General features: G+C 56.6%; 14 protein-coding genes. 3 read left to right on the top strand and 11 right to left on the bottom strand.

All coding sequences use genetic code 11. The features are described from left to right. Positions 1 to 7: 7 nt before the first annotated feature. From ACO5Z0_RS09020 to ybaK, 7 genes are all read right to left on the bottom strand, one after another. The gene (locus ACO5Z0_RS09020) at positions 8 to 913 is read right to left on the bottom strand and encodes a LysR family transcriptional regulator (protein ID WP_485650020.1); all 906 of its coding nucleotides are present in this window, start codon (positions 911 to 913) and stop codon (positions 8 to 10) included. A 124-nt stretch (positions 914 to 1,037) separates the two neighbouring features. Beyond that, positions 1,038 to 1,820 (bottom strand): ABC transporter ATP-binding protein, encoded by a 783-nt coding sequence (locus ACO5Z0_RS09015; RefSeq protein WP_485650019.1) that lies wholly within the window; start codon positions 1,818 to 1,820, stop codon positions 1,038 to 1,040. Continuing rightward, entirely contained in the window at positions 1,820 to 2,830 is a 1,011-nt protein-coding gene (locus tag ACO5Z0_RS09010) for a FecCD family ABC transporter permease (protein WP_485650018.1), read from the bottom strand. The genes ACO5Z0_RS09015 and ACO5Z0_RS09010 overlap by 1 nt, the downstream gene beginning before the upstream one ends. After that, the gene (locus ACO5Z0_RS09005; protein ID WP_485650017.1) at positions 2,827 to 3,783 is read right to left on the bottom strand and encodes an ABC transporter substrate-binding protein; all 957 of its coding nucleotides are present in this window, start codon (positions 3,781 to 3,783) and stop codon (positions 2,827 to 2,829) included. The genes ACO5Z0_RS09010 and ACO5Z0_RS09005 overlap by 4 nt, the downstream gene beginning before the upstream one ends. Before the next feature lie 14 nt (positions 3,784 to 3,797). Then, positions 3,798 to 4,499: a precorrin-2 C(20)-methyltransferase gene (gene cobI, locus ACO5Z0_RS09000; protein ID WP_442673049.1), complete on the bottom strand. Its 702-nt coding sequence runs from the start codon at positions 4,497 to 4,499 to the stop codon at positions 3,798 to 3,800. Positions 4,500 to 4,588: 89 nt separating this feature from the next. Further along, positions 4,589 to 6,094, bottom strand: coding sequence for a threonine synthase (thrC, locus tag ACO5Z0_RS08995; RefSeq protein ID WP_485650016.1), 1,506 nt, complete (start codon positions 6,092 to 6,094; stop codon positions 4,589 to 4,591). A gap of 28 nt (positions 6,095 to 6,122) precedes the next feature. Continuing rightward, positions 6,123 to 6,602: a Cys-tRNA(Pro) deacylase gene (ybaK, locus tag ACO5Z0_RS08990; protein ID WP_485650015.1), complete on the bottom strand. Its 480-nt coding sequence runs from the start codon at positions 6,600 to 6,602 to the stop codon at positions 6,123 to 6,125. 352 nt (positions 6,603 to 6,954) lie between these two features. Between ybaK and nadE the strand changes: the two genes are divergently transcribed. Next, positions 6,955 to 8,847, top strand: coding sequence for an NAD(+) synthase (gene nadE, locus ACO5Z0_RS08985; protein ID WP_485650014.1), 1,893 nt, complete (start codon positions 6,955 to 6,957; stop codon positions 8,845 to 8,847). 199 nt (positions 8,848 to 9,046) lie between these two features. Here the strand turns inward: nadE and ACO5Z0_RS08980 are convergent, their stop codons facing one another. From ACO5Z0_RS08980 to pheS, 3 genes are read right to left on the bottom strand one after another with little or no spacing between them, the layout of a single operon-like run. Then, complete coding sequence (locus tag ACO5Z0_RS08980) at positions 9,047 to 9,298, bottom strand: cell division protein ZapA (protein WP_442673053.1); 252 nt, start codon at positions 9,296 to 9,298, stop codon at positions 9,047 to 9,049. 19 nt (positions 9,299 to 9,317) lie between these two features. Beyond that, a complete protein-coding gene (pheT, locus tag ACO5Z0_RS08975) occupies positions 9,318 to 11,750 on the bottom strand; it encodes a phenylalanine--tRNA ligase subunit beta (RefSeq protein ID WP_485650013.1) in 2,433 nt (810 codons plus the stop codon). Between the two features lie 17 nt (positions 11,751 to 11,767). After that, positions 11,768 to 12,796, bottom strand: a complete 1,029-nt coding sequence (gene pheS, locus ACO5Z0_RS08970; protein ID WP_485650012.1) for a phenylalanine--tRNA ligase subunit alpha — start codon at positions 12,794 to 12,796, stop codon at positions 11,768 to 11,770. Positions 12,797 to 13,057: 261 nt separating this feature from the next. Between pheS and ACO5Z0_RS08965 the strand changes: the two genes are divergently transcribed. After that, positions 13,058 to 15,007, top strand: a complete 1,950-nt coding sequence (locus ACO5Z0_RS08965; RefSeq protein ID WP_485650011.1) for a peptidase U32 family protein — start codon at positions 13,058 to 13,060, stop codon at positions 15,005 to 15,007. Positions 15,008 to 15,073: 66 nt separating this feature from the next. Further along, a complete protein-coding gene (locus tag ACO5Z0_RS08960) occupies positions 15,074 to 16,312 on the top strand; it encodes an aspartate aminotransferase family protein (RefSeq protein ID WP_485650070.1) in 1,239 nt (412 codons plus the stop codon). 78 nt (positions 16,313 to 16,390) lie between these two features. On the opposite strand, the gene ACO5Z0_RS08955 is transcribed toward ACO5Z0_RS08960, so the two are convergent. Further along, the coding region (locus tag ACO5Z0_RS08955) for a thiamine pyrophosphate-dependent enzyme (RefSeq protein ID WP_485650010.1) at positions 16,391 to 17,281 on the bottom strand (891 nt) is incomplete at its 5' end.

Below are 17,281 nucleotides of genomic sequence, written 5' to 3'. Positions count from 1 at the left end.
CATCGCCTCACTGGCGAAACCGCTCCTTAAACTCATCGGTAGCCGTATACGCCTCCATAAAGGAAACGACCTTGCGTCCCGTATCACTCAGACGCTTTTGCGGACTCCAGAAAAGATTGACCTGAACTCCCATCTCCGGCACGAGCGGGCGGCGTGTGAAGATCGTCTCGCTGCGCGTCACGAAATTCGGCAGGATGGATATGCCGAGACTGTTCGCAACGAGCTGCTTGATCGTCTTGAGCTGCGACGTACAAAGCAGGATCTCCGGCGTGAAGCCGTTTTCCACGCAGCTTCGATAAACCGTATCGTATTGATACGTATTTGGCTGCTGCATGATGAACTTTTCGCGCCGCAAATCAGCAACAGCCACATGCGCAAGCGCCGTCAGCGCGTGTTCAAGCGGCAAACACAACTCCATCTTGTCGCACAAAACCGCCAGCTCGTTGCGATGCGCCTTGGCGACGGGAGAAAGCACGACACCGAAGTCGAGCAGCCCCTCCTCCACCTTTGCCCGAACCTCGACAGAATCGACGTATTCACAGACATCGAGGTTGATATCCGGATGGGCCGCCGTAAACTTCGTAAAAAAATCCGGAAACAAGTACGCCTCAAGCATCGGCGGCAAGCCGAAGTGAACCGTTTTTTTCGCATCGGGACGAAAGCGCAGCATATCCTGCTCCGCACGCTCCACCGCCTGCATGATTTCCTCCGCATGAAGAAGAAACGCCCTTCCTTCAAGCGTCAGGGACACATGTTTTTGCCTGCGGTCGACAAGCGTCAGACCGATCTCGGATTCCAGCGACTTGATCGCCTTCGTGACGGACGGCTGAGAAACGTGGAGAGCCTCTGCCGTGCGCGTGAAGTTTTCAAGATGGGCAAGCGTGCAAAAATACTCTAATTGTCGAATTTCCAAGCGATTACCTCCTCCAGTTCTCTTTAGGCATTATACCATAACTGCAAGGAATATCACAGGGGAAATTCGTCGAAAAAACAGACCGCCGTTAAAATTGGGGCAAATCTTTCCTTCGGCGTTTGCTTTATCGTACGAGTGAAACAGGCGACAATACCTGTGCGCCCTGGCTGTTCGTAAAAATATCGGCACGTACGCCGAATACATCGGCAAGCATTTTGATGTTCAGCACATCGTGCGGCGTCCCCGTGCTGAATATGCGCTTGTCCTTGATAACGGCGATCTCATCGGCATACTGCAAGGCATGATTGATGTCATGCAGCACCATGATGACCGTCATATCATGCTCTCGATTGAGACGCTTGATGATTTCCATGACCTCAAGCTGATGGGCAATATCGAGGTACGTCGTAGGCTCATCGAGCAGCAAATATTCGGGCTGACGTGCCAACGCCATAGCGATCCATGCGCGTTGACGCTCACCGCCCGAAAGAGACATGACCTGACGCTTTCGCATCGCCTCAAGCCTTGTCTCTGAGATAGCCCAAGCGACGGCTTCCCGATCTTCCTTCGAACGACCGATGCTTCGCCAGCTGCGATATGGATAGCGCCCGTAATCAACGAGCGCCTCCACCGTAAGATCAGGCGGCGCGGCAAGTCCCTGCGGCAGGATAGCGAGACGCTTTGCCAGCGCTTTTCGCTCGATGGCATGAATGTCCTTGCCGTCCAAGAGCACTTCGCCCTCATATTTGCGATTCAAAGCGGCAATCACACGCAGAAGCGTCGATTTGCCCGCGCCGTTTGGTCCGATGATCGCCGTGCGCTTTCCGGCAGGAAACTCGACATTCAAATTCTCTAAGATCCTCTTGCCCGCAAGCGCCACGGAAAGATGGCGAACCGTCAGCGACATCAAAGCTCCCTCCTCAAAAGAAACAAGAAGAACGGTGCGCCAAGCGCCGCCATGAGAATGCCGACGGGCAGCTCGACAGGTGCGAACGCCGTGCGCGCAAACGTATCGCTCAAGGTCACAATCGCCGCCCCGAGGAGCGCGGATGCAGGCAAGAGCAGGCGGTAGTCCGAGCCAACCATGAGCCGCGCCGCATGAGGCACGATAAGCCCGACGAAACCCAAAAGCCCGACGACAGCGACGGCGCTCGCCGCCAGAAGCGCCGCAATCGCCGTGAGCAAAAGGCGCGAGACTTCCACGCGAAGGCCGAGGCTTCTCGCAATCTCATCGCCCAAAAGCAGGATGTTGAGCTGACGCGAAAAAGCGAGCGCCAGCGCCAAACCTACAATCGTATACGGAAAGATCATCTCGACCTGCGGCCAGCTGCGCGCTGACAGTCCGCCGACCATCCACATCAAAGCGCTATGTACTCGATCGCTGTAAAAGATCATCAAAGCCGAAATGCCTGCGCCGAGAAAAGCCGACACGGCAACACCCGCCAAGATGATGCGAATCGGACGAATGCCATTCTTCCATGCCAGCAAGTATATGGCAACAGCCGCCGCCATCGCCCCAACAAAAGCTGCCGGCGTCACAAAAGCCTCGTGTCCCGGAAAGACAAGCAAGATAAAGATGCCGGAAAGCCCCGCCCCCGACGATATGCCGATGATGTGCGGATCGGCGAGCGGATTCTTCATAATCGCCTGTAGTATGGCTCCCGAGAGCGACAGATGAATGCCAACGAGAGCCGCCACAATCGTGCGCGGCAAGCGGATATTCATGAGAATCTGCGCGTGCACCCCCTCTGCGCCCGAGACAAGCGTCTGCCAGATCTCCGCCGCGGGAATCTCGACGGAGCCTTTCATGACGCTCAGCAAGAAGCCGATACACGCCAAAACGGCGAATATCACCACGATGGATATTCGCCGCTTGAAGGAGCCGGACTGTTTTTTTCCCTGCTCCACGCCGTTCATCGGAATACCTCAGGATAGATGAGTTTCGCCATCATTTCAAACGCTTCGGGATAATGCAGCCCGGGGCTCAAGAGAAAGAGATCCTGCGGCAGATAATAAAGCTTCCCCTGTTTGATCGCGGGAATGCTCTGCCAAGCAGGGCTTTCGGCGATCGTCTTTTCCATGTTCTTCTTAATCTCATCCATCTTTCCCATACTTGTGACAAAGATGATCTCCGGATTCTGCTCGACAAGCGTTTCCATACTGTAGGGCGCTGCATCGGGATTCTTCTCCAGCGGCGTCATGCCCGCTGCAACATTTTCCCAGCCAAGCGCCTTGGCAATCGAGCCGGCGATGCTGCCGTCGAGCTGCACACTGAGTCCCTGCGATGTACTGTGCAGAATGGCGACGCGCTTCTTCTCCTGCGGCACGCGCGCAAGCACGCCTTCGATCTTCGCATCCATCTCATGGATGAGCGCGTCGCCCTTCTCCTTTTCTCCCGTGATTTGCGCGAACGTCTTAATCTCGCGCTTCACATCCTCATAACTTCTCATGTCGATGACAATGGATGGAACATTGTTTGCCTCAAGCGTTGATATAAGTTTTTCGTTCATCCCCTTATTGATGAGAACTAGATCGGGCTGGCAGGCGAGAACTTTCTCCACGTCGATTTGGTAAACCTCACCAACGCTTGCCTTATCCTTCGCATAATCAGGCATCTTCGTCTTGGAATCGGGACGACCGACGACGTCGCCGCCTACGGCATGGAGCGGCTCAAGGAACGACGCAGAAAGCGCAACGATGCGTTCGGGCTTCTTCGAGAGTTTGACTTCCCGCCCCATATCATCTTGAATCACAGCAAAGCTCGCACCTTGCTCCGTCTTTGCCGATTTCTCCGCACCACAGCCAGCAAAAAGTGCAGCAGCTGCAAGCAGGAAAAGAGCGGTGAACACCATATAAAAATTTCTACGCATTTTCTGTTTCCCCCTCAAGAGCTGCGGCGCGTGAGTATCGTCGAAAGATAATTGACCCTTTTATTCTTCTGCTCCTCGATATCGTCGATGCGCTCCTCATCGGGCAGACCGCAGCGGCTCACCATGACTGCACCCTTTGCCAAGCCATTCGCCCCAAGCATGTCAGCGATTTCCGAAAAGTTTTTATATACCTTCATCAAAACGGCATTATCCGTCACAGGCAGTATCTTGGCAATCTTCTCCGGTGAAGCCGTCGCCGGAATAATGGAAAGGATATCGTTGCCCTCGACGATCGGATAGCCGAGCTTGCTGCCGATAGCACAGAACGCCGGCACCCCCGGAATCGTCTCGATCGGCACATCCGCATCTTCAAGCAAACGATAAACATAAATATACGTACTGTAAAACATCGGATCGCCCAAGGTCAGGAACGCCACATTCTTGCCTGTTTCCAAAAGCGCAAGAATTTCCGCCTTATTCTTTTCCCATGCTTCCGTGGACTCGGCAAAATTCGCAACCATCGGAAATACTTGGTAGACGATCTCGATATCTTTCTTCAAATACGGGCGTGCAATCGAAAGTGCGACGCTGCCATCCTTCTTTTCCGTCTTGGGCGCGATAAGCACATCTGCCTTTTCAATCGCGTGAATCGCCTTAACCGTCAAAAGTTCCGGATCGCCCGGTCCTACACCGATGCCAAAAAATGTCCCCTTCATCCCTTACCTCCTACTGGCTTTCCAAAAAGTTACGAAAATATTTGACCGCAGCAAATCCTTGCTGTATAAATATTTTCACTTGTTTCATCTTATTTTTTCGCGAAATTCTCTGCCATCGCACGCATCACCGTCTTTTCACACGTCGTCTTGTGCAGGATCGCGGCATCTTTCAGAGAGGCAAGCCCCTGCGGAATCGGGCTTTCATTCAACGACGCGAGCTTATCGAGCAGAGAAAACTCGTCAAGGCCTTCGCGCGCCGCCCCGAGCGCATCCAAGACGCTCTCGTTGAATTTGTACGGACTTGCCGTCGAGACGACGACGAGCGGACGCTTGCTGCCCGTATCCTTCTTGTATACCTGTGCCACACGGTACGCGACAGCGGAATGTGTGTCGAGCACATAATGCTCCTTCGCGTAGACTTCGCGAATCGTTGCCTTCGTCGCGGCGTCGTCGACCCAGCCTGCCCAGAACGTTTCCTTGAGCTTTTGCAGCACAGCCGCGCCGACCTCGTACCTGCCTTCAGAAGCAAGCTGACGCATCCAGTCCTTGATCTGCGCAGCATCGTTCGTTTCATGGTAGAGCAGTCGTTCGAGATTGCTTGAGATCAAAATGTCCATCGACGGCGAAATCGTCTTATAAAAGTCGCGCTTCTTGTCATAAACGCCCGTTTGCAGAAAATCCGTCAGCACATTATTGCTGTTCGACGCACATACGAGCTGCGCGACAGGAAGTCCCATGCGTTTGGCATAGTATCCCGCGAGGATGTCGCCGAAGTTGCCCGTCGGCACACAAAAGTCGATCTCCTCGCCTGCCTGAATCGCGCCCTTTTCCACGAGGTCGGCATAGGCGCTGAAGTAGTAGACGATCTGCGGTACGAGCCTGCCCCAGTTGATCGAGTTCGCCGACGACAGCTTGACGTTCCTGGCGGCGAGCTTATCACCAAAAGCCTTGTCGCTGAAAATTTCCTTGACGCCGTTCTGCGCGTCATCGAAATTACCCTCGACCGCGACGACGCAGACATTCTTCCCCTTCTGCGTGCACATTTGCAAGTTCTGAATCTTCGACACGCCGCCCGTCGGATAAAACACGAGAATCTTGATCCGATCAACGTCGGCGAAGCCCTCAAGCGCCGCCTTGCCCGTATCGCCCGAAGTGGCGACAAGAATCAAAATCTCAGCGCTCTCCCCCGTCTTTTTGAGCGCCGTCTGCAAAAGCTGCGGCAACAGCTGCAAAGCCATATCCTTGAACGCACTCGTCGGCCCATGCCAAAGCTCCAATATCGGAAAATCTTTGAGCATATGCACGGGGGCAATGCGCACATCGTCGAACTTCCCACCGCCATAAGCGCGCGAAATGCAGCCAGCAAGCTCCTCTGCCGTGTAATCCGTAAGGAAAAGCCCCAAAATGCGCGCTGCTCGCTCCTCATAAGAAAGACGCGAAAACTCCGCGATAAAGGCCAAATCAACCGCAGGCATCTCCTCGGGCACAAAAAGCCCGCCGTCTGCCGCCAACCCCTGAATGATCGCTTCCGCCGACGCAACTTTTGCGCCGCCGCCTCTCGTACTGCTGTATTTCAAATCCTTCACTCCATTCATTTCTCTCAAACGATATGCGCCGCTTCTCTCAGCGCGTCAGATGCGCCGCCGCCGCATGAACGGCACGCTTCAAGTCAGCGGGTGCAAGTACGATCTGCTCGCCGCGCCTGCCTGCGCTGACGGCGATCGTCTCCCACGCATACGCCGAAGCATCGAGGAATACGGGATACTCCTTCTTCGCCCCCAGCGGCGAGCAGCCGCCGCGCTGATAGCCCGTGAGCGCCAGTACCTCCTTGAGATGAACCATCTCCGCCTTCTTGCTCTTCGCCGCCTGCGCCAAAGCTTTGAGATCAAGCTCCGCCGCCCCCGGGATACATGCCATGACAACACCCGCCTTGTCCGTGCGGCAAACAAGCGTTTTAAACACCTGCTCGACAGGCATTCCAAGCATCTCAGCCGCATGGACGGCGCTCAGATCCGCAAGATCGACAGGAAACTCCTGCAGCTCGTACGAAATCGCCAATCCGTCCAGAATGCGTGCCGCATTCGTCTTTTTGCTCCCCTTCATATCTCTCACCGTTTCTGCACCCGCAAATTGAAGGAAGCGCTGATAAAATGAAGCCGCCCGGATTGGCACAAATGCGCTGCTTCGATCCGGGAGACAAACGATACACGCACAAACGTCCGCTTTATTATCAGTGATTCCTGAAGCCTGCATCTGCTTCGGATACAGGTCTTATTATACCATAGGTTGACGAGAACTCCTATGGCTGAAATATCCATACCATACGCTATCTCCTAACATGAAGATATGTATGATGATTGACGATCATCCGCAAAAGGGATATGATGAAATAAAAACGCCAGGACAGCATGATCGCTGAAACTTTGAAGAGAATGCTTGGAAAGAGGTGCTTCCCTTGCTGAAAATCGCATCTGCACAGATGGAAATACATCCCGGACGACCTGCCGTCAATACCGAAAATATGCTGCGCCGGATCGAAGAAGCCAAGGCGGCTCACGCCGACATCATCATCTTCCCGGAGATGGCGATCCCCGGCTATCTGCTCGGCGACACATGGGAGCAGAACGCTTTCCTGCGAGACTGCGAGACATGCGCCGACGACATCATCGCAGCTTCTACGGACATCGCCGTCATTTTCGGCAGCGTCGCCATCGATTGGACGAAGAAGAACAACGACGGCAGACCGCGCAAATACAACGCCTGCTTCATCGCCAGCGAAGGGCGGTTATGCCACCCCGAAGCGACGCCCTATCCCTTCGTCATCAAGACGCTCATGCCGAACTATCGTGAATTCGATGATACACGCCACTTCTTCAGTCTGCAGAAGCTCGCACGTGAGCTGGGCACAACGCCCAAGAGCCTTCTCTCGCCCGTTTCCCTGAAAATCCGCAGCAAGCGCTGGAAGATCGGCTGCCTTTTATGCGAAGATGGATGGAGCGACAACTACGAAATGTCGCCGATGGCACTTCTCAAAGAGTACGGCGGCATTGACCTCTACATCAACATCTCATCCTCTCCCTTCACGCTCGGCAAAAGGGAAAAGCGCCATCGTCTTTTCTCTGCCGAAGCGAAAGAGGCGGGTGCGCCGCTCATCTATGTCAACAATGTCGGCTTGCAGAACAACGGCAAGACCGTCTATACCTTCGACGGTTCAAGCGCCGTCTACAGCGCAGAAGGAATATGTATTGCCGCCGCCCCCGCCTACGAAGAGTATCTGCATCATATCGACATCAGAGATATCGCCGCGCATCCCCCGCTCGTACAGAAAGAAAAAACGGACATCGCCCAGATCTACGCTGCGCTTTCCTATGGCGTCAAAAAATTTCTCGAAAGCATCCGTATGGAAAAAGTCGTCATTGGCGCCTCGGGAGGCATCGATTCCGCCGTAGCCGCCGCCCTTTATGTGAGCGTTCTCGGCGCCAAAAACGTCCTGCTCGTCAATATGCCAAGCCGCTTCAACTCGCAGACGACAAAGGATCTGGCACGCACGCTCGCCGAAAATCTCGGCTGCTTTTACGCGGTATTCCCCATCGAAGAATCTGTGCGGCACACCATCGACCAGATTGAGACGACCCCCATCGAGTTCCTTGCCGGCGATGAAAAGAAAACGCTGCCCATATCCTCGTTTCTCGCCGAAAATATCCAAGCGCGCGACCGCAGCTCCCGCGTTCTCGCCGCCATCGCCGCAGCCTTTGGCGGCGGCTTCTCTTGCAACGCGAACAAGGCGGAGACGACCGTCGGCTACTCGACACTCTACGGCGATCAAGCAGGTTTTTTCGCCGCTCTCGCCGACCTTTGGAAACATCAGATCTATGACCTCGCACGCTATATGAACGAGCACATCTTCTGCCGCGAAGTCGTACCGCAGACGACGATAGACATCGTGCCGAGCGCCGAGTTGTCTGACGCGCAAAACGTTGACGAAGGCAAGGGCGATCCCCTGCACTACCCTTATCACGACTATCTATTCCGCGCTTTCGTCGAGCGATGGGAAAAAGCGACGCCGGAAGACATCCTCAACTGGTACGCCAACGGCACGCTTGAGCAGCAAATCGGCTGTGAAAAAGGTCTGGTGCAAAAACGCTTCCGGACGCCCAAAGACTTCATCGCCGACCTCGAACGCTGGTGGAACCTCTTCAGCGGTCTCGCCGTAGCCAAGCGCATCCAAGCGCCTCCCATCCTCGCAATCAGCCGCCGCGCCTACGGCTTCGACCACAGAGAAGCACAAAACGGCGCATACTATACGCGAGCATATCGAAAGCTCAAAACGCAGCTGCTATCTCGATAAATGCAGACAGCCCGACGGATGATCCGTCGGGCTGTCTGCCGTCTCTTAACGCGTACCTCGCCAATCTCCCTTTTAGAAGCGATATGTAAGCTGTACCCTTGCATAGTTGCCGAGACTAAAGCGCTCGGATCCGTAGAGCGTGTCGCGCACACCGATACCTTTGGCAGCGAACGAAGCGTTTACACACATTCTGCCGTTTCTACCCCTTCGGCTCTTCCAAGAGCGCCAGCAGCTCATCATAGTCTTTCTTCAGCTTGTAATATTCGTCGGCAAGATGCAAAGCAGCGAGCACGCCGATCTTTGTGCCGGAAAAGCTACGGGTCTTTTTGGCGACGTCACGCATGTTGTCATCTACGAGCTTGGCAAGCCGGCGCACATAGTCGGCAGGTTCATCGCTCTTGAGCGGATACGTTTCGCCGAATATCTCAACGATTACCTTATTTTTTTCCATCGTCTCACCCGCTGTCTTTTTATCCGCGAAGCTCTGCGCCGCACTCTTTTTGGAGCGCCGCCAAGATCTTCGCTACGGCTTCGTCGGCTTCTTCATCTTTCAAGGTCTTGTCCGCCGACTGGAAGTCGACGCTGAATGCCATGCTCTTCTTGCCCTCGGCGACCTGTTCGCCCGTATAAACGTCGAAGAGGTGCAGCTCCTTGAAGAACTTGCCTGCATTTTTCGCGATGGTGCGCGTGAGTGCGGCAGCCTCCATAGTTTCATCGACAATCAATGCGAGGTCGCGCGAGATCGCGGGGAAGCGCGGCAGCGGCTCATAGCGGAAGTTCTTCGCGCGATACTTGAGCAAGGTCTCGACGTCCATCTCAAAGATATATGCTTTCTTGTGGATGCCGAGCGCTTTCAGGACGGCGGGATGCACCTCGCCGAGCACGGCGATGACCTCCCTGCCCTTCTTAAAGAATGCCGTCTTCCCCGGATGCAGCGCAAAGTGTTCGCCGCTTTCCACCGTATAATTGGCGATGGAAAGACGCGCGAGGAGTTCTTCCACGACGCCCTTGACGTCGTAGAAGTCGACGGCTTCATTGTCCTGATTCCAGCCGACCGGATGACGCCTGCCTGCAAGAAGCCCTGCGAGCTTCACGATTTCCTCGGGCTGCTCCGTCAAGGGCAGCTCCTTCGGCACGAAGATCGGCGCGACTTCAAAGAGGCGCAGATCTTCATTCTTGCGCGAGAAGTTGCGCTGCGCGTTTTCCAAGAGGCTGGAAAGGAGCGTCGTGCGCACGAGCGGATATTCGTCCGTCAGCGGATTCATAATCGGCACGGCGCGGCGCAGGGCGCTCGCCTGCGGCACCTGCATCTTGTCGAACATGCTCGGATGCGTGAAGCTGAAGGACACGGTTTCCGTCATGCCGAGTCCTGTGAGAATCTCCTTGATGCGGCCGATGAATGCGAGCCGCTCGCTCTGGCGTCCCTGCACGGCTTCGCCGCGCAGGCGCGTCGCGGCAATCTTGTCGTAGCCGTGGATGCGCGCGACTTCCTCAGAGATGTCCTCCATCAAGGTCACATCGCTGCGCCACGAGGGCACGCGTGCGATGTACGAGCTGCCCGCCTCGCGCACGGCGAAGCCGAGTTTTTCGAGGATGCGCTTCATCTCCGCACCTTCGATCTCCGTGCCGAGACGCACATTAACCGCCTGTGCCGTGAACGTGACTTCTACTGGCTCTTTCGGCGCAGGATATACGTCGACGACGCCCGAGGCAACCGTGCAGGCGCCCATCTGCTGCAGGAGCTGCGCTGCACGATCGAGCGCACGCACCGTATGCGCGACGTCAACGCCGCGCTCGAAGCGCCCCGATGCTTCGGAGCGAAGCCCGAGGGCGCGGCTCGTGCGGCGGATGCTCGCGCCGTTGAACGCGGCGGCCTCTAGGACGACGGTCTGCGTCGCGTCGGTGACTTCCGATTCCAGACCGCCCATGACGCCGGCAAGACCCGCGGCCTTTTCCGCATCGGCGATGACAAGTTCCGTTCCCTTGGCGCGGCGCGAGGAATCGTCGAGCGTATGAAGCTCCTCGCCTTTTGCCGCAAGCCGCGCCGTGAGCTTCTTCCCCGCGATCTGCGCCCAATCGTAGGCGTGCATGGGCTGACCGAGTTCCAGCATGACGAAGTTCGTGACGTCGACGACATTGTTGATGGCGCGGATGCCTGCATCTTCCAGCCGCTTCGCCATCCATGCGGGCGACGGCGCGATCTTGACGTTCTGCAGGACGCGCGCGGAGAAGCGGCTGCAAAGTTCGGGCGCAGCTATGCCGATCTCGATGAGATCAGAGGCCTTGACGGAGGCGTCTTCTTCGACGCGAATCTCGGGGAACTTCGCCTCGCCTCCCGTGAGCACGGCGGCTTCGCGCACAAGGCCCAAGACGCTGAAGCAGTCGCCGCGGTTCGCCGTAAGCTCGAATTCCAGAACGACGCCGTCAAGTCCCAACACCTCGCTCGCCGGAATCCCTACGGGCGTATCGGGCGGCAGGATGTAAATGCCGCTCTTTTGCTCCTCTGTCAGCTTCGATTCATCGAGCTTCAGTTCGCCGGCGGAGCAGAGCATCCCGTTCGACACGATGCCGCGCAGTTTGCCCTTCGCAATCTTCAAGCCGTTCGGCAGATGCGCGCCGACGAGCGCGACGGGAACGATGTCGCCTTCATGCACGTTGTCCGCGCCCGTCTGAATCGTGACGAGTTCCTTTTGCCCAACATTCATTTGGCAGACGAGCAGATGGTCGGAATCGGGATTCGGTTCAAGCTTTTCGATGCGTCCCGTGACGACCTTGTCCAGTCCTCTGTCCGCACGCACGACATTTTCCACGGGCACGCCCGCCATCGTGTATTTGTCGGCGAGTTCTTCCGCCGTCTCTTTGAAATCTATATAGTCATGAAGCCATTCGATCGATACCTGCATGAAATTTCTCCTCCCCCTCAGAACTGATGCAAGAAGCGCACATCGTTGTCGTAGAAGAGCCGCAGATCGTCGATACCGTACGAAAGCATGGCGATGCGCTCAACCCCCATGCCGAAGGCGAAACCCGCGACCTTCTCGGGATCGTAGCCGCTCATCTTAAGGACATTCGGATGCACCATGCCCGCACCGAGGATTTCCAGCCAGCCCGTGCCCTTGCAGACGCGGCAGCCCTCGCCGTGGCACATGACGCACGAGATGTCAACCTCCGTGCTCGGCTCGGTGAACGGAAAAAAGCTCGGACGGAAGCGCACGCGAGCCTTTTCATCAAAAATCTGACGCAGAAAGTCTTCGAGCGTGCCCTTGAGATCGGAGAAACGGATGCCCTCGTCGACGACAAGACCCTCGACCTGCGTAAACATCGGCGAATGCGTCGCATCGTAATCGTCGCGGCGATAAACCCTGCCGGGCGCGATCATGCGGATCGGCGAATTCGGTTCGTGCGCCTGCATCGTGCGCGCCTGCACGGGAGAGGTATGCGTGCGCATGAGTATGTCCTCCGTGATGTAGAAGGAATCCTGCATATCGCGCGCCGGATGATCCTTCGGCAGATTCAGCGCCTCGAAATTGTAGTGGTCACGCTCGATTTCCGGTCCCTCTTCGACGCTGTAGCCCATCGCCATGAAGATGCTCTTGATGCGCTCCATCGTGACCGTCAGAGGATGCAGATGCCCCAGAGGGTCGCGCCGTCCGGGAAGCGTCACGTCGATCTTCTCGCCTGCAAGCTTCGCGGCAAGCGCTTCTTCGGCAAGCGCCGCACGCTTCTTCTCCAACGCGCTTTCGATCGCCGCGCGCGCCTCGTTGACGATCTGCCCGAGGCGCGGGCGCTCCGCAGGATCGAGCTGCCCCATGCCGCGTTGCATCGCCGTAAGCGCACCCTTCTTGCCAAATACCCTGACGCGGATGTCGTTGAGTTCCGCGAGCGTCACGCCTGCCGATTCGATGGCTTTGACGGCGTCCTCGCGAATCTTCGCTATCTTGTCTTCCATAAATGAAATGACCTCCCAAGCTGCAAAACGGCAAAGCAAAAACCTCCGCCCCCGCCAAGGGGCGAAGGTTCCTGTCGCCGCCCCTCAATCACTTTGCGGCATCGCGCCCAACCGTCTGTTACTGTATCAATACTACCATAAAAGTATATTACACTCGCAAAGAAAAGGCAAATCTTTTACTGAAATTCACCAGAAAGACTGGAAATATGGTATACTATACGTTAAACGGAAAAATTATGAGCAAAGGAGCAAGAATAAAATATGCTATTAACCCGTAATTGCGTGGAGCTTCTCGCACCGGCAGGCACTTGGGACGCCCTTGTCGCCGCCGTCGAGGCGGGCGCTGACGCCGTCTATCTCGGCGGCAAGCACTTCAACATGCGCATGCACCACGGCGATACGAATTTCGACAACAAGATGCTGAAAAAAGCCGTCGACTTTACGCACGAGCACGGCGTCAAGCTCTATATCACGCTGAACAATCTCATCAGCGAGGAAGAGCTTCCCGCACTGCGCGAATATCTGCTCTACCTACAGGAGATCCGCCCCGACGCGATCCTTGTGCAGGACTTCGCCGTGCTTGCGCTGAAAAAGGAACTCGGCATCGACATACCGCTGCATACCTCGGTCATGATGAACACGCACAACGAAGCGGCGATTGAAAAACTCAAGGAATACGGCATCACGCGCATTGTCGTCGGGCGCGAGATGACACTCTCCGAGCTCAGTCTCTTCAAGGAACGTACGGGGCTCGAAGTCGAATACTTCATGCACGGCGACATGTGCATGTCCGAGAGCGGTCAATGCATCCATTCGGGCGTCCTCTTCGGTCAGAGCGGCAACCGCGGCCGCTGTCTGAAGCCCTGCCGCTGGGCGTATGAACTCATCGACGAGGAAACGGGCGAAGTCTTGGACGCTGAAAGCGAAGGCCCGTACAAGCTTGCCTTGAAGGACATGTGCATGTACCGCAACATCCCCGAGCTGATTCAAGCGGGCGTCCACTCCTTCAAGATCGAGGGACGCATGCGTCCGGCGGAATTCATCCGCCGCATCGTACGCACCTATCGCCGGGCGATCGACAGCTACATTGCCGATCCTTTCGGCTACCGGATCGATGAAGCGGGCTGGCACGATCTCTTCAACAACCGTGCGCGCGACTTCACGACGACGTTCGCCCTCGGCTCTACGACAGCACGCGACATCGGCTTTGACGGCAAGCGCGAGCCGCGTTTCTTCAGTGAATCGGTGAAAGAGCCGGGATTTCAAGACGACATCTTAAAAGCGGAACGCCCCATCGCACGCGAGAATGCTCCCCATCGCCGTCTCTCGGTGCGCGTCGGCGACATAGAAAGCGCACGCGCTGCCATCAAGAGCGGCGCCGATGCCGTCTACGTCGGCGGCGAAGCTTTCCGTCCCCAGAAGCCGTGGCGGCTCACGGACATCGAATCCATCATCGAAACGGCGAATCGATCGGGCGCAAAGGTCTTCGTCAATACGCCGCGCACGACGATGCGCCGCGAATGCGGCGAGCTTGAGCAATTCTTCGCGGCGCTTGAACGCCTGCAGCCCGCCGGTATTCTCGTCAGCAACCTCGGCTCCCTGCGCCTCGCCCAGACGATCACAAACCTGCCCGTGCAGGCCGATCTCTCGTTCAACCTCTTCAACCATCTCGCCGCGAAGTTCCTCAAGGAAAACGGTCTCGTCATGGCGGCATCATCCTTCGAACTTTCTTTTGAACAGCTCCGAAGCCTCGTCGAAGCCTCGGAACTCCCCATCGAAACGGTCGTGCACGGCTCTTACGAATCCATGATCCTCGATCACAATTTGCCCGAGATGTCCCTGGGCAGCTACGATCCGCTGAAGAATCCCGAATTTCTCGACCGCCATTACGCACTGCGCGACAGAGCGGGCGAGGTTCATGCCATCCGCATCGACCAGTTCGGGCGCAATCATCTATACTTCGCGAAAGATCTGTGTCTTTATCCGTACCTTGGGAAATTCAACGGCATCGCCTCCTACCGCATCGAGGCGCAGGATTACGCTCCTACGCTCGTCGCGCTCGTCACAAATACATACCGCACGGCGCTCGATGCGCTCTCACGCGGGGAAAAGGCTTTCGATGAGTCCGCGCTCGCTGCGCTTGCTGCGAAGAGTCCGCGCGCTTTCGGCATCGGCATCTATCGTTTCCGCGAATCGAAAGACTCCATCTAAGGGGGTAATCGTTTGAAAAAATATATCGGCGCTGACGCCATCCTTGAAAAGAAAAAGAAGTACATCATGCCCTGTCTCGGGCACTTCTATCAAGAACCGCGTCAGATTGTGCGCGGTTCCATGCAGTACCTTTTCGACAGCGAGGGCAGGAAGTATCTCGACTGTTTCGCCGGCGTTTCCGTCATCAACTGCGGTCACTGCAACCCTGAGATCACGGCGAAAGTCACCGCGCAAGTCGAAACGCTGCAGCACGTCTGCAACATCTATTTGACAGAAAACTTCGTGAACCTCGCCGAAAAACTCGCCGAGGTCACGCCCGGCGACCTGCAGAAAAGCTTCTTCTGCTCGACGGGAACGGAAGCGACGGAGGGCGCGGCTCTGCTCGCGACCATTCACACGGGAAGCAGCGAGTTCATCGCGCTCCGAAACGGTCTGCACGGGCGCACAAAGCTCACGATGAGCCTTACGGGCATCGGCATGTGGCGCACCGATCCGAACCCCGTCGGCGGCATCCAGTTCGCACCGAACCCTTACTGCTACCGCTGTCCGCTCGGTAAGACGCATCCTGAATGCGGTCTTGCCTGTGCCGATGAGGTCGAAACGATCATTCGGACGGCGACGAGCGGCAAGCCCGCCGCCTTCATCGCCGAGAGCATTCAGGGCAACGCCGGTATCATCGTGCCGCCTGAAGGATACTTCCGGCGCGTCAAAGAAATCATCTCGACCTACGGCGGTCTCTTCATCGCCGACGAGGTGCAGACAGGCTTTGCGCGTACAGGCAGGATGTTCGCCATCGAACACGCAGGCATCGTGCCCGACATCATGTGCGTCGCTAAGGCGCTCGGCAACGGGCAGCCCATCTCCGCCTTCATCGCGAGCGCCAGGGTCGCCGACAGCTACACGAAACCCGGCGCCTCGACCCTTGGCGGCAACCCCGTTTCGAGCACAGCAGGCCTCGCTGTCCTCAACTACATCGAGGAGCATCGCCTCGCCGAAAATGCCGAGACGCGCGGCGACCAGCTGCGCAAGGGTCTAAAGGAGATTCAGAGACGTCACCCGATCATCGGCGATATTCGCGGTCTCGGTCTCATGACAGGCGCCGAGTTCGTCCACAGCGACAAAAGCCCCGCCCCGGATGAGCTTGATATGGTGCTCGAAGAGCTCAAGAATCGCGGCTTCATCGTCGGCAAAAACGGCGTCGCCAGAAACGTCATGGCATTCCAGCCGCCGCTCATCATCACGGAAGAAAATATCAACGACGTACTCGATGCGCTTGAACAGGTGTTAGTGAAATTCAAGCTGTAAAAACTGCTTATACACGAAAAGGAGCTGCCGCACAATTGTGCGGCAGCTCCTTTTCGTATATAGCGAATCTCGCTTTTCTTACTTGCCGGCGAGCTTCTTGTAACCTTCGATCCTTGCCCTTGCATCGCTCTCCGTTTTCTCGAAGAGCGCGTCGGCGGCTTCTGGGAAGCTGCGCTTCAAGGAAGCGTAGCGGACTTCGCCCTGCAGGAATTCCTGGAACTTGCTGAAATCCGGCTCCTTCGAGTCGAGCATGAACGGATTCTTGTCCGTGCCGACGAGCTCGGGGTTGAAGCGATAGTTCGCCCAATAGCCGCAGGCGTTGGCACGCTTGCCCTCTTCCTGGCTGCAGCCCATGCCGATGCGGATGCCGTGATTGATGCACGGCGCATAAGCGATGATGAGCGAAGGTCCTTTATAAGCCTCGGCTTCCTTGATCGCCTTCAAGACCTGGTTGTGGTCGGCGCCCATGTTGATTTGCGCGACATAGACGTAACCATAGGACATCGCCATCATGCCGAGATCCTTCTTCTTTGTCTTCTTACCCGTCGCAGCGAACTCTGCAATCGCAGCCGCCGGCGTGGACTTCGAAGCCTGACCACCCGTGTTCGAATAAACTTCCGTATCGAACACGAAGATGTTGACGTCCTCACCCGAAGCGAGCACATGGTCGACGCCGCCGTAGCCGATATCGTAAGCCCAGCCGTCGCCGCCGAAGATCCACTGCGAACGCTTCACGAAGTAGTCGCGCTCATCGTAAATCTTGTTCAGAAGCTCGTCCGTGCCCTTCTCCTTTTCGAGAAGTTCCGTCAGCTTGTCAGCGCGCTCGCGCGTGCCTTCGCCCTCTGCCATGTTGTCCTTCCAGTCCTTCAAAGCAGCCTGGAGGTCCGCGCTGCCCTTGCCGTCAGCAAGCGCCGCATCGACATCCGCCGCAATGCGGTCGCGAACCGCACGCACACCGAGGAACATGCC

The organism is Selenomonas sp. (genome assembly GCF_057272215.1).
The sequence above is the reverse complement of the archived record's forward strand: the minus strand, read 5'-3'. Positions and strand labels throughout refer to the sequence as shown.